We start from the raw sequence: 12,976 nt of genomic DNA, 5'->3' as shown, positions 1-12,976 counted from the left end.
CTGAAATCGACTAGAATCGCATTGGGCGGAAGTGGGGGGCGTATGAAGTTTAAACTGGAAAATACTTTCGAGGACAATCTCGCCTTGTTTCAGGCTGAGGCTGAGCAGATCGATCCCGAATGCGCGAAGATCCTCTTTGACAATTTGCACATCCTGGATTCGGGAAGTGACACCGCGCCAAGCCGGGCAGCGATCGGCGAGTTTCACAAGGCGGTACTGGCTGCACTTGATGGTCTGTCCAACCCTGCGGGCGAGGGCAAGGCATGACGCGGTATTTCCTGGGCAGCTTGTCGATCGAGGGCTTTCGCGGGATCAACAATGACGGCGACCCGCTCGTCCTCAAATTCAAATCCGACGCCGTCAACTCGGTCCATGCGCCGAACGGGGTCGGCAAGAGTTCTATATTCGAAGCCGTCTATTTCGCGATCCACGGCATCGTTCCGCGCCTGAAGGCGCTCCAGGAAGCCGAGCAAGGCGACAGCTACATCGTCAATCGCTTCCATCCCGGGCAGCAGGCGACGGTCGACCTGACATTCGTCAGCGACGACGGGTCGCCGGATGTGGCGATCAAGGTGGTGCGGTCTGCCAATGGCGCGCGCCTTGTGACTTCCCCCAGCGGTCACGCCGATCCGCAGCAATTCCTGGCAAGTTTGCAGGAGGATTTTGTCCTCGTCGACTATAACCGGTTCGCGAAGCTGATCGACATCTCCGCCTTGGAGCGGGGGCGTTCTTTCGCATCGCTCGTGGGACTGAGCCGATATTCGCGCCTGCGCCAAGCCCTCGACGGCGCCAAACGAACGCAAAACGTCAATAGTGACCTGGGGCTCTCCGCGCTCGATGCTGAGGTGACGACAGGCGCGCGCGCGTTGAGTGCGATCGAGCGGCGTGTCATCGCGGCCCACGACGAGGTCGCCGGGGCGGGAGGCGCCGCCGTCGATAAGCTCTCCGATCTAAAGGCGGCGGTGACAGCCGCCCTGTCTGCCATCGCCTTGCTCAAGCCATTGATCGGCGAGGCCTCGGTCATGGATCTCGATTTTGAAGCCGCGGAGCTGGCGATCGAGAAGGAGGAAGGCGGGGAAGCGCGAAAGACGTTGGATACGCTGACCACCTCGGCCACGTCGCTATCGGGGCTTGAGGTCACGGTGGAGGAATTGGCCGACGTTGATCGGCTGCTCGAACTGGCCGGAAGGAGAGACGAGGCGGTACGCAGCGTCGGCGCGGAAGCATTGCACGCCCTTTTGCGCGATGCGCTGGCTGTGGTGTCCGGCGCCGATTGGCACGACCCGAATCAATGTCCAGTTTGCGAGGCGAAAGGCAGTGATCCTCTAAAGCCGCGGCTGGAAGGCAAGATCGCTAAATACGATGCCGCCGCCCAGCTAGGGGCCGAACTAGTCAAGGATGTCGCCACGGCGCCTGGGATCGCGAAGCTCCGCCAGCTTGAAGAGGCGGCGGCCATGGCGATCGCGACGGGCGATCGATTGCACGTCGCGTTCGATTTGGCCGCCAAGAAGGGGGATGTGGCGACCTCCGACCTGGAGAGCATTAAGGCGCGCCTCGGGGGTCTTGAAACGCAGCGGGGCGAGACTCTTGCTCGGGTGCAGGGGGAGGCCGACGCATTGCAGGCGCGGTTGCCACCGTCATTGGTGCAGGTGACCCGCATCCTCAGCTTCGCAAAGCAGTTTCGCGATGCGGTGCTGGAATACGAGAGCGGTGCGCCGGCGCTCAAGGCGAAACAGGACAAGCTCAAGGTTCTGAATCGTTGGAAGACATTCATCACGCGCGCCGGCCAGAGCTTTGCTGATGCCGAGGCCGCGTTGGCCAACGAGCGGATTGCCGAGATTCAGACCGCTTGCCAGGATCTGTTCGGTCGGTTCGTGCGCGGCGGTCCCGATGTGAAGCCGACCCTGAGCCGGGCGCAGAACAGCGAGAACGTTGATCTGAAGCTCGCGGACTTCTTCGGCCTACAGGACCTCAGCGCCCGGGCGCTCCTCTCGGAAAGTTATCGGAACGCTGTGGCAGCCGCGATTTTCCTGGCGGCTGCGACCAAGCACAGCGGCGTTCCGCGCTTCATGGTGCTCGACGACGTGACGTCCAGTTTTGACGCTGGTCACCAGTTCGCGTTGATGGACGCTGTACGGACGTTGCTCCGCTATGGTGCTGTGCCGGACGGGCTGCAGTTCATTCTCTTGAGCCATGACACCAGCCTGGAGAAATATTTTGACAAGCTGAACGGCACGGTGGATTGGCATCACCAGAAGCTCCAGGGCATGCCTCCGAAGGGGAGGCTCATGGTATCGGCTCAGGAGGCGGATCGTCTCAAGGCGCAGGCGTTACAGCACCTGAATGCTGGCCAGATCGATATTGGTGCGCCGTTTCTGCGGCAGTATCTCGAATACAAGCTGGGACAGATCATCGCCAAGTTGGAGATCCCTGTTCCACCGGACTATGCCACCCGTGGTGACAAGCGGACGCTCTCGACCTACATCGATGCGATCGGCGAGGCAGTGAAGCTTTATCATGCGGCCAATCGGTGTGTGCTGACGCCTCAGCAGATCACTGATCTCCAAAACCATCATGTGCCATCGATTATTGGCAATTTCGTCAGCCACTACGAGACCGGCGCCGGCACTCCCTTCAACGCCTATGCGTTGCTGGGTGTGCTGCAGAGCATCGATGCCTTGGCAGACTGCTTCACATGTGTCGATCCAGCTAACAACCAGAAGCGCTATTACCGGCGGTTGGACCGGCGCTAGTCTGCCTTTCGCGGAGGGAGGGATCGACGAGTTCGAGCACGCCCTCCGCGACCGTCAGATCGACCGCGGGGCCGCGGGCCTCGGTTTCGCTCTTGGTGATCGGCGGGCAGAGTTAGTCGAAGTCTGGGTCTGGATAGCGCTCTTCGATCACGAAGCGCATGATGTTCCACCAAACGTTCTCGATCGTGTAGTCCGTCTGGTTCACTTTGCGCGGTGCCCACTCGTCAAAAATTCTTGCCATGCGAACGTGCCCGGAAGCCTTGATCTCGGGGTCTCTCTGAGCAGACTTGCCCGATTTGATGGATAGGTCGGAGACGTTGAGCGTGGACGGATCGTATTCGAGAGTTGCCTGCAGGAAATCGCCTTTTTCCGTCAGCGGATGAGCGGTCGTATGCGAAATAAGGGCCTTCTGCAGTTTGTCTCCCATGGCGATGTAAGGTTCTAGGAGGCCGTCTGCCTGCAGGCCCTGGCGCCAACGATCGTGTGTGTCGAGTGCGCTCGGAAAGTCGCCCCAATGGAAATCCGCTCGTCCCCCGAAGGTAATTTTCCCGTAGCCATCGACATGATCGCGCAGGGCATCCATCAACTCGAGGGCACGGCGCGGATCTTTCTCGGTTAGGACCGCGTCGATGGCTCCCAGCACTTCCTCCATATCGAAGACAATTTTTCTTAGCTCTTCCTTTTGCTCCACAAACATCTTCGGGATTTCGCCGACGGGGTTTGGGAGCGGAAGTGTCCAGGGAAATTCGATGTCGTCTTCGCTGAAACGTCGATATGGGATGTTGAGCTGATCTAAGAAAGCGGCCGATTGATAGTACGTTTGGCTTTTCAAACTGTGTTCGATTTGGTTGAGCGCGAGTTTGCGCGATTTGACGCGGAAGGCTTCCTGGAGCGCGGTACTGCCGGCGATGTAGCTTTCGGGCGAATGGCTGGTGCTGATCGATAGTGTTTCGACTATCTGCCGCGCCGACAGGAGGTACATTTCGCCTTCGTCCTCTTTTCCGACGTGGAGAAGGGCGAAAAATCCTTCAAGCGGAACTCCGCCGGCGTCAACGACATAGCTCTTTGGGATGTGGTGGGTCGTGCGTCGATCTTGGAAGTTGACGTGCTCCCCAAAACTCCTCCAGTCATAACTGGAGTCCGGGGTTATAATCATGCCCTTGCGGGCGGGGCTGCACAATCCGCCTGGCAGCATCGGCGGGCGTCAGCCCGCCTATTCCGCTATGCGGCCGCACATGGTTGTAGTCGTAGCGCCAGCTGCCCAGCACCGAGCGTGCATGGCTGAGCGACGCGAACAGCGTCTCGTTCAGGCATTCGTCGCGCAAGCGACCATTAAAGCTCTCGACGTAGCCGTTCTGCTGCGGCTTGCCGGGAGCGATGTAATGCCACTCGATCTGCCGGTCCTGCGCCCAGCGCAGGATCGCCAGGCTGGTCAACTCGGTCCCGTTGTCGCTCACGATCATCAGCGGCCTGCCGCGAGCCGCGATGATCGCATCGAGCTCGCGGGCAACACGAGCGCCCGATAACGACGTGTCGACCACCAGCGCGAGGTTCTCGCGCGTGAAATCATCGACGACGGCAAGGATCCGGATACGTCGGCTGCAGACCAGCGTGTCGCTGACGAAGTCCAGGCTCCAGCGCTGGTTCGGTCCTTGCGGTATGGTCATCGGCGCGCGTGTGCCCATCGCGCGCTTGCGACCGCGCCGACGACGCACCCGCAGGTTTTCCTCGCGATACAGTCGCAGCAACTTCTTGTGGTTCATGACCAGCCCCTCGCGCGCCAGCATGATCCCCAGCCGACGGTAGCCGAACCGGCGACGCTCGAGCGCGATCTCGCGAAGACGCGACCGCAGGTCGCCATCATCACTACGCCGATGCGCATAGCGCATCGACGATCGATCCACGTTGAGAATGGCGCACGCCCGACGCTCGCTGATGCCGAAGGCCTGCCGCACATCCTCGACAGCCCTTCGGCGAGCGGCAGGCTTCACCAGTTTTTTGAGGCAACCTCCTTCAGCACGGCATTGTCGAGCATCGCATCGGCCAGCAGTCGCTTCAGCCGCGCGTTCTCGTCCTCCAGCACCTTCAACTTGCGCGCCTGCGACACATCCATGCCGCCATAGGTCGCCTTCCATTTGTAGAACGTCGCGCTGCTCACGCCGTGCTTGCGGCACACGTCCGCCGTCGATGACCCGGCTTCCTGCTCACGCAGGATCGCTATGATCTGCTCCTCGCTAAACCTGCTCCGCTTCATCGTCGTCCTCCTCAATGAAGGACTCTAGCTCAAACTGGCGGAGTTTCAGGGGAGCACGTCAAAGTATTTGGCTTGGATCACGCCGACGCGAGGCGGAACCTTGTCCGTGAATCGTTATGTCGTAGTGCGGCGTTGTATGAGGAAGTCGGCGCCGTCGGTGTCGACGCTTCGCTCAAGCACCCAGAATCGATCGATTAGGAAGGAGCGCGTGCGCGCCTCTCCGACGGTGCCGTTTTCCATAACCTTGAGCCACGTCGGCCAACTGTCTTCCACGAGGTAGGTCCTATGCTTCTATGAGAATCGCGGCAGAGAGTTGCGCGTTGGCGTTTCATCCATCAGCGTTCAGTGCCTTGAGTTCGGTAAGGAATACCGTGCCGATTTCCACGGCCCGTTTCGCCGCTTCAGAGTCGACGTCCACGCCGTGCGAGGCTGCGTTCATGGTTTGCAGCGCGCCGACCATCTGCTCGGTGCTGGCCGGCATAGCCCCATGTCGGCGTAGGTCCCGCAGCATGTTCATGATGCCGACGGGCCGATCGAAGACGACGCCTCTCTTCTCGGCGAGGTCACGCACCGCGCGCTCGATTTCGATGCGTAGCTTGACCACAGACATCAACGGGAACTCTCTGGCAAACTCCGCCACCGTCGGGAGATCTTCCTCGAGCTGGGGCGGGAGCGCGGCGGAGAGCTGATACTGGGCCACGCCCATCGGCTTGCTGGAATCTCGCAGGGCGTATTCGACGATCACCTCGTTGCGCCCCTTGCACAAGATGATGCCGATGGTCGGCTTGTCGTCAGGATGGCGCAATTGCTCATCCACGGCCGACAGATAAAAGTTCATCTTGCCGGCGAATTCGGGTTTGAAATCCTCGATCTTCAGCTCGATCACCACGTAGCAACGTAAGCGGAGATGATAGAATAGCAGGTCGAGGTAATAATCTTGGCCGCCGACCTCGAGGTGATATTGGCTGCCGACGAAGGCGAAACCCTTGCCAAGCTCCAGGATCAGCAGTCGCAGATGCTCGATGAGGCCACGCTCAAGATCGCGCTCCAGCATTTCCGGACCAAGCGCGAGGAAATCAAATGTATACGGGTCCTTGAGAATCTGTTGGGCGAGCTCGGATTGTTCAGCCGGAAGGGTGCGCGAGAAGTTGGTCAATGCGCTGCCTTGACGAGCGAACAGATTGCTGTCGATTTGATGAGCAAGAACGTTCCGGCTCCAGCCGTTCTCGATCGCCTGCCGGGCGTACCAAGCCCGTTCCTCGGACGCCTTGATAGCGTCGAGAAGGCGCACATTATGACCCCAAGGCAATAGTGCAACAACCTGTTGCACAAAATCGCCGTCGGGCCAGGCCTCAGCGAAAGAGCGCATATATTTCAGGTTTCGGGAGGAAAGGCCGGTCATTTCCGGAAAGGCCTGGCGGAGATCATCGGCGAGACGGTCGATGACCTTCGTGCCCCAGCCTTCACGCTCCTGCCGGGCGAGAATGTCGCGGCCGATGGTCCAGTAGAGCAGGATCAGTTCGCGGTTGACGGACAGGCTGGCGCGATGCCGCGCCTCAACGATCTTCCGTTTTAGATCGCTGACGAAGGCCGCGTAGCTCTGTGAATCGATGCCTGCGGCGGGCTTGGCACTGCGAGGTGTGCGTTTGGGCGGACGAGCTGTCATGCAGCCTGCTTCAAACGCTTCTTGGCGAGGATGGCACGGACGAATTTGTCCCATTTCGCCATGCCGGCGCGCTTCTCGATCATGTAGTGCCAGCGGTCGTAGTGCTTGGAGCTGACATCCTGTAGCGCGTGGTTCTGAAGGCGATCGCGGATTTCCTTCGGCACGCCTGCCTTGCCGGCGAGCGTCTTGAACGTACGTCGGAGGTCGCGGTTTGTCGCATATGGGATCACGCCGCGATCTCGCTGCCGCCAGACGAAACTATACAGAGTGCCATGGCTGACAGGTCTGGATGGGTCTTTGGCGGAGGGGAAGAACCAGCCGTACTCGTTCGGTTTGATCGATTCGATCAGTTCGGCGGCGAGCAATGGCACAGGGACGGCGTGCGGCTGGAGGTTCTTGGTCTTTGACCAGTCGATGATCCGCTCCTTGGCGTCCCATTGATCGACATGAAACCGCGCTATTTCCTCGACGCGCTGGCCGGTCAGCATGATGAGTTGCACCGCGCGGGGATAGGAGGGGTGAACCGGCGTGTCAGGGTGGTCCAGCCAGCGATAGAGTTGCACAAACTCGTCTTCGTCGAGCCAGCGCGTGCCCTGAACCTTCGGCTCGGTAGGGATGCCGGTCGCCGGATTGAAGGGGAGGCGGAAGCGCCGGGAAGACTGCTGCCGATAGTCGTTGTCGGACTTCATGCCCCAGCTAAAAGCGGCATGAAGATAGGACCGCACATGGTCGGCCATTGATTTGGCGCCGCGCTCGTAAATCGGACGGATCAACTCTACGATCTCCTCGGCCTCGATTTCGCGGGCGAGGCGGTTGCGCCCGAGCGTGTCGGCTATCTTGTTGAGGCCTTTTTCCGTTTCCTTCCAGGATGGCTTTCCGGCATCCTTGAGCGACGCGACATAACCCTCGAAAAGATCAGCCACTGTGCCTGGGCGGGTGTCGGTGGCGATCTTGATGCTTCGGCCCTTTTGGATCACGTCCGCAAAGTCGCGCTTGAAGATTTCTCGCGCCTGGGCAAGCGACATGGAGGGGTAAGCGCCGAGCTTTTTCTTGGTCCGCTTCCCGTCGCGCCATTGCTGCGCCATCCAGTCAGCGGTGACGCGTTTCGGCATAGGCTTGAGGACAAGTACGAGGCGGCCGGTGCCGCGCCCTTCGCCGTCGGCAAGATTCTCCTGTTTCTGACTTAGCTCAACCCGCTTCAACGCATGTCGGATCGCGGTGTCGGTCAGGCTTGGCATAGCGTTTCCTCCTGTTCCGCAACTGGGATCGGTCGAGGAGAAACGGGGATCGTTTGCTGGGATCGGAAAGCCGCTTTCAACCCCTCTAACCGCCCCCAATTTGCCATAGCCGCCCCCTGTACGCAATGGGCAAAAACCGCCTATTCCATTGATGATTCAGCGGTATCCAGCGTGATCCAGCGTGATTGTGGAGGGGGTAGTGGGGTGGTTGTGCACGAGGATGATGGCGGTCGCCGAAAGTTCGAGTGCCCGCCGCACCACTTCGCGGGGATAGACCGGCGTGTGATCGACCGTGCCGCGTCCCTGCACCTCGTCGGCGATCAGCACGTTGCGCTTGTCGAGGAAGAGGATGCGGAACTGTTCGCGCGATTCGTAGGCCATGGCCGCATGGCGGTAGTCGATGACCGACGACCATGAGCCAAGCACCTGTTTGTTGCGCAGTTCGCTTTTGAGGATCCGCTGGCCGACCGTTGCCACCAGCTTCAGATCGAGCGCGACGGATTCGCCGACGCCCTTGACCTCCTGCAGGAGGGCGATCGGCGCGCCGAAGACACCGGCCAGCGTCCCGAAACGTTCAAGCAAGACTTTGGCGAGCGGCTTGGTGTCCCGCTGGGGAATGGAGCGGAAGAGCAGCATTTCGAGAATTTCGTAATCCGCGAAGGCCGTATCACCATGTTCGCGGTATTTGGCGCGGACTCGGTCGCGATGGCCGCGATAGTGGGCGGCATCGTCTTCCTTCGCGGGAGCGGCGGTCTTTTTCATGGCCTTCGGCTTGGCGAGCTGCTCGGCAAAAAAGCCGCGTTCGTCCTCCAGCAGGGAGGCTTGGTCGTTTTGGGTATTGGGCGTCGGCGGGGCAGGACGCTTCGCCATGTTACCTCGAGAGCGGCGGCAGGCCGGGCCGGTCGAGGCCGCCGGGCGAGAGCGTGAAGACCTCGCAGCCCGTTGCGGTGACGCCGACGGCATGTTCGTATTGCGCCGAGAGCGAGCGGTCGCGGGTGACCGCCGTCCAGCCGTCGGACAGCACCTTCACATGCGGCTTGCCGAGATTGATCATCGGCTCGATGGTGAAGATCATGCCTTCCTTCATCTCCGGGCCTTCGTCCGAGCGGCCGTAATGCAGAATGTTCGGGGAATCGTGGAACAGCCGGCCGACGCCGTGGCCGCAGAAGTCGCGTACCACCGAGCATCGCTCTGCTTCCGCATAGGTCTGGATCGCTTCGCCGATCGCGCCGGTGCGGGCGCCGGGTTTCACGGCGGCGATGCCGCGCAGCAGGCACTCGTACGTGACTTCCAGGAGCCGCTCGGCGGCGCGCTTGATCTGCCCGACCGGATACATGCGGCTCGAATCCCCGTGCCAGCCGTCGAGGATATAGGTGACGTCGATATTGACGATGTCGCCGTCGCGCAGCGGCTTGTCGTCCGGCATGCCGTGACAGACGACGTGGTTGATCGAGGTGCAGACGGAATATTTGTAGCCGCGATAGTTCAGCGTCGCGGGGAGCGCGCCGTGATCCATGCCGAACTCGAAAACGAAGCGATCGATGGCGCTGGTCGTAATACCGGGCTGGATGATCGCCGCCAGCTCGTCGAGGCAGCGCGCGGTCAGCAGGCAGGCCTTGCGCATGCCTGCGAAATCCTCCGCCGTATAGAGCCGGATCGCGCCCGTATTCTTCAAGGGGGCGGAGACCGCCTCGATATAGTTGACCATGGTTTTCTTCTCACACTTTATCCGTTCATAAAACAGGCAGGGCCTGTTCGTCCATCGGCTTTGCGGCGCGAGCGGGGATTTTGCGGCAATCCCGCCGGTCCTTCCTATTGAACAACAGATCTCGGCAGGCGGACGAGCGCCATGACGAGCGCCGCCGCCGTCGAGCAGCCGACCATCAAGGCGAAGATCAGGAAGGCGACGCCGCCCTAGCGTGTTCGGTCAAAGGTCGGTCACCGGGACGAGTCCCGACGGCACGATCTCCTGCGGGGAAACGCGGCAGCGGATGGCATAGGCTTCGACGCCGCGTTTTCGGGCGCGCTCGAAGGCGATGGCATAAAGCGGATCGAGATCGGCGCAGATCGAGAAGCGGTCGCAGTCGTGCCGCTGGATCAGGTAGAGCATCACCGCCCGGTGACCGGCCTCGGCCATGTCGCCCAACTCCTCCAGGTGCTTGGCGCCGCGCTTCGTCGCCGTATCCGGAAACTCCGCCAGGCCGGGCGTCCGGCTGAAATGGACGTTCTTCACTTCCACATAGGCGTTCGGCAGATCTTCGCCCGAAAGCAGGAAATCGATGCGGGAATTGCGGCCGTAGCGCTGTTCGCGCAGGATCGTCTTGTAGGCGGAAAGGCTCGGGATCAGCCCGGCGTGAATGGCTTCTTCGGCAAGCCGGTTCGGAAGACCCGTATTGATGCCGACCGTCTCGTCGCCGACCTCGATCATCTCGAACATGTGGCGGTATTTGCGGGTCTGGCTGTCGTGCTCCGATACCCAGATCTTCGAGCCCGGCGCGGTCAGCCCACGCATCGAGCCGGTATTCGGGCAAGACCCGGTGAACGGGCTGCCGTCTTCGAGCACGGCATCGAACAGGAAGCGTTTGTAGCGCTGCACCAGGGTCGCGGAGACGAGCGGCGGATCGAAACGCATCGGGTCGGGAAAGCTAGACGCGTTCGAGCACGTAGGTACCGGGCGCGTCGGCAATCGCGTTCAATGCCGAGCCGCCGGGCTTGCGGGCCGGCACGCGGGTATCGTCCTTTGCCTCGATCCAAGCATGCCAGTGCGGCCACCAGGAGCCTTTGGTCTCTTCGGCCTTCTCCATCCAGCCCTCGTAGGTCCCCTTGGCCTTGCCGCCGGTCCAGTACTGATATTTCTGCTTGTCGGGAGGGTTGACGACGCCGGCGATATGTCCCGAGCCGGTGACGACGAAATCCACCGGTCCTCCGAACATCGATGAGCCGAGGAAGACGGATTTCGGCGGTGCGATATGGTCCTCGCGGGTCGCAAGATTGTAGATCGGGATCTTGATGTCCTTCAGCGAGACGACCCTGTCGCCGAGCTTCATCTCGCCCTTGCTCAGCGTGTTGTTGAGATAGCAGTTGCGCAGATAATAGGCGTGGTTCGCCGCCGCCATGCGCGTCGAATCGGAATTCCAGTAGAGCAGATCGAAGGGCATCGGTTCCTTGCCCTTGAGATAGTTGCTGACGACATAGGGCCAGATGAGCTCCGAGGCCCGCAGCATGTTGAAGGCGGTCGCCATCTTGGATCCGTCGAGATAACCGACGGAGTTCATCTGCTTCTCGATCGCCGCGAGCTGCTCTTCGTCGACGAAGACCTTGAGATCGCCCGCATGGGTGAAATCCACCTGCGTCGTCAGGAAGGTGGCCGATGCGATCCGGCTGTTCCTCTGCTGGGCGTGGTAGGCAAGCGTTGCCGCAAGCAGCGTGCCGCCCACGCAGTAGCCGATGGCGTTGACCTTTTTCTCACCGGTCGCCTTTTCGACCGTGTCCAGCGCAAAGTCGATCCCCTCGCGCATATAGGCTTCCCAGTCCTTCTTGGCGTGCCGCTCGTCCGGGTTGACCCAGGAAATGACGAAGACCGTGTGGCCCTGGTCGACGCACCATTTGATGAAGCTTTTCTGCGGGTTCAAATCAAGGATGTAGAACTTGTTGATCCAGGGCGGGCAGATGAGGAGAGGGCGCTTCAGCACCGTTTCCGTTGCGGGTTCGTACTGGATGACCTCGCAGACCTCGCTTTGCGCGATCACCTTGCCGGGCGTCAGTGCCATGTTGAGGCCGATCGCGAACTTGGCGGCGTCCGTCTGCCGCATCCTGAGCTCGCCACGGCCGGCGGCGATGTCCTCCGCCAGCATCTTCATGCCGGCGACGAAATTCGCGCCATTAGTCGCCACCGTCTCGCGATAGACTTCCGGATTGGTGATCGCGAAATTGGCCGGCGAAAGGGCGGCCGTGATCTGCTTCACGTAAAAAGCGGCCTTGTGCCGCGTATGGTCGTCCAGCCCCTCGGCCTCGTTGACCAGCTTCTCCGCCCACGACGCCGTGACCAGATAGACTTGTCTCAGAAAGGCGAAGAACGGGTTCTTGACCCAGTCCTCGTCGGAGAATCGCTTGTCCTTCGGCAGCGTTTCCGGCTCGGGCCCGACGGGCTGTCCGGAGAACTGGTGCAGCGTTCGCGTCCAGATGCCCATATAGCTGGAGAAGAGCAGCATCTGCGCATCGAGCGTTCGCTTCGGATCGGCGATCCAGTATTCCGTCACCTGGGAAAGCGTCTTCACGAGATCGGTCAGCGGATTGACGGCGGTATCGTCGATCTCGCCGCGCTCGCGGGGACCGAGCCATTCCGATGCCGCCTTGCCGAGATTTTCGAGCGCGCGGGCGAAATTCATGGTCAGCGCCTGCGGATCCTTGACCATATAGGCCTCGACGGACTTGGGATCGAAGCCCGGAAATTCGTGGCCCGTTTCACCCTTGTCTCCGGTCTTTTCCGACACGCGCGGTCTCCCGTTAATTGTCGTTTGTTTTCGTTTGTACATTGTGCCCGAAAGCGAATACAAGTGCCAGCGATCGAAGCTTTCGGATGAATGTGTCCGATGGCGAGAATTGGGCGACGGACATGGAAAATATCAGGCATCGGATCGGCAGGTTACCGCTATTCATCGGTCTCGCGGCATTGCCCGTTTTGCTCGCCAGCTGCAACAGCCAGAGCTTTGCGCTCGACGACGGCATTCCGAACACCGCGCCGCCGGCCGTGATCTCCCAGACCGCGTCGGCTCCGCCGCCCGGTCCGCTGGCGATCAGGAAGACCGGCACCTATCCGACCTTCGATCCGACGCTGAAGGCTGCCGCCGAGCAGATCGAGGACGAAGACTACCACAAGGCCGAGCCGCGGTTGGCCGCGCTCGCCCGCGCGCGCCGCTCCGGTTCGATCTCGGAAGCCGAGTACAAGCGTCGTGTTGCCGAATACCGCAAGCTTGCCGCAGAGCATGGCAAGGACGCTTTGGCCGACATCGCGCGATAGCCGCTTCGGCCGCATGGAACAGGCCAAATAGCGCTTGCGTTTCGG

General features: G+C 60.9%; 10 protein-coding genes and 1 pseudogene. 3 read left to right on the top strand and 8 right to left on the bottom strand.

Annotation, left to right across the window (positions count from 1 at the left end):
- Positions 1-42 precede the first annotated feature (42 nt).
- Positions 43-267: a hypothetical protein gene (locus DMO26_RS07565; protein WP_117191404.1), complete on the top strand. Its 225-nt coding sequence runs from the start codon at positions 43-45 to the stop codon at positions 265-267.
- On the top strand, positions 264-2,753 hold the full coding sequence (locus DMO26_RS07560; protein ID WP_117191403.1) for an AAA family ATPase: 2,490 nt from the start codon (positions 264-266) through the stop codon (positions 2,751-2,753). Before DMO26_RS07565 ends, DMO26_RS07560 begins: the two co-directional genes overlap by 4 nt.
- Before the next feature lie 112 nt (positions 2,754-2,865).
- On the opposite strand, the gene DMO26_RS07555 is transcribed toward DMO26_RS07560, so the two are convergent.
- The 8 genes and pseudogenes from DMO26_RS07555 to DMO26_RS07520 all read right to left on the bottom strand — a co-directional run bounded on the left by DMO26_RS07555 (position 2,866) and on the right by DMO26_RS07520 (position 12,404).
- Complete coding sequence (locus tag DMO26_RS07555; RefSeq protein ID WP_226951217.1) at positions 2,866-3,948, bottom strand: hypothetical protein; 1,083 nt, start codon at positions 3,946-3,948, stop codon at positions 2,866-2,868.
- A protein-coding gene (locus tag DMO26_RS07550; protein ID WP_226951216.1) for an IS3 family transposase occupies positions 3,881-5,007 on the bottom strand; the annotation gives its coding sequence in 2 pieces (ribosomal slippage) (positions 3,881-4,749 and positions 4,749-5,007; 1,128 coding nt in all). The genes DMO26_RS07555 and DMO26_RS07550 overlap by 68 nt, the downstream gene beginning before the upstream one ends.
- Before the next feature lie 328 nt (positions 5,008-5,335).
- Positions 5,336-6,673: a PDDEXK nuclease domain-containing protein gene (locus DMO26_RS07545; protein ID WP_162894757.1), complete on the bottom strand. Its 1,338-nt coding sequence runs from the start codon at positions 6,671-6,673 to the stop codon at positions 5,336-5,338.
- Positions 6,670-7,911 carry a tyrosine-type recombinase/integrase gene (locus DMO26_RS07540; protein WP_117191400.1) on the bottom strand — a complete coding sequence of 414 codons (1,242 nt, stop codon included), beginning with the start codon at positions 7,909-7,911 and terminating at the stop codon, positions 6,670-6,672. The genes DMO26_RS07545 and DMO26_RS07540 overlap by 4 nt, the downstream gene beginning before the upstream one ends.
- Before the next feature lie 174 nt (positions 7,912-8,085).
- Positions 8,086-8,781: pseudogene (locus DMO26_RS07535) on the bottom strand (JAB domain-containing protein); the annotation flags it as partial.
- Position 8,782: 1 nt separating this feature from the next.
- Positions 8,783-9,619 (bottom strand): type I methionyl aminopeptidase, encoded by an 837-nt coding sequence (map, locus tag DMO26_RS07530; protein ID WP_117191398.1) that lies wholly within the window; start codon positions 9,617-9,619, stop codon positions 8,783-8,785.
- A 219-nt stretch (positions 9,620-9,838) separates the two neighbouring features.
- On the bottom strand, positions 9,839-10,543 hold the full coding sequence (gene sfsA, locus DMO26_RS07525) for a DNA/RNA nuclease SfsA (protein ID WP_117191397.1): 705 nt from the start codon (positions 10,541-10,543) through the stop codon (positions 9,839-9,841).
- A gap of 13 nt (positions 10,544-10,556) precedes the next feature.
- Positions 10,557-12,404, bottom strand: coding sequence for a PHA/PHB synthase family protein (locus DMO26_RS07520; RefSeq protein WP_226951215.1), 1,848 nt, complete (start codon positions 12,402-12,404; stop codon positions 10,557-10,559).
- 122 nt (positions 12,405-12,526) lie between these two features.
- Here DMO26_RS07520 and DMO26_RS07515 point away from each other — a divergent pair, with 122 nt between their 5' ends.
- Complete coding sequence (locus DMO26_RS07515) at positions 12,527-12,931, top strand: hypothetical protein (RefSeq protein WP_162894756.1); 405 nt, start codon at positions 12,527-12,529, stop codon at positions 12,929-12,931.
- Positions 12,932-12,976: the final 45 nt, after the last annotated feature.

The organism is Rhizobium terrae, from assembly GCF_003425685.1.
In the GTDB taxonomy this organism is placed as follows: Bacteria; Pseudomonadota; Alphaproteobacteria; order Rhizobiales; family Rhizobiaceae; genus Neorhizobium; species Neorhizobium terrae.
The sequence above is the reverse complement of the archived record's forward strand: the minus strand, read 5'-3'. Positions and strand labels throughout refer to the sequence as shown.

Excerpts from the sequence above, each read along its gene's own strand:
- DMO26_RS07540 (WP_117191400.1), bottom strand. The coding sequence starts at position 7,911 with ATGCCAAGCCTGACCGACACCGCGATCCGACATGCGTTGAAGCGGGTT.
- DMO26_RS07515 (WP_162894756.1), top strand. The coding sequence starts at position 12,527 with ATGGAAAATATCAGGCATCGGATCGGCAGGTTACCGCTATTCATCGGT.
- map (WP_117191398.1), bottom strand. The coding sequence starts at position 9,619 with ATGGTCAACTATATCGAGGCGGTCTCCGCCCCCTTGAAGAATACGGGC.
- DMO26_RS07555 (WP_226951217.1), bottom strand. The coding sequence starts at position 3,948 with ATGCTGCCAGGCGGATTGTGCAGCCCCGCCCGCAAGGGCATGATTATA.
- DMO26_RS07565 (WP_117191404.1), top strand. The coding sequence starts at position 43 with ATGAAGTTTAAACTGGAAAATACTTTCGAGGACAATCTCGCCTTGTTT.
- DMO26_RS07560 (WP_117191403.1), top strand. The coding sequence starts at position 264 with ATGACGCGGTATTTCCTGGGCAGCTTGTCGATCGAGGGCTTTCGCGGG.
- sfsA (WP_117191397.1), bottom strand. The coding sequence starts at position 10,543 with ATGCGTTTCGATCCGCCGCTCGTCTCCGCGACCCTGGTGCAGCGCTAC.
- DMO26_RS07545 (WP_162894757.1), bottom strand. The coding sequence starts at position 6,673 with ATGACAGCTCGTCCGCCCAAACGCACACCTCGCAGTGCCAAGCCCGCC.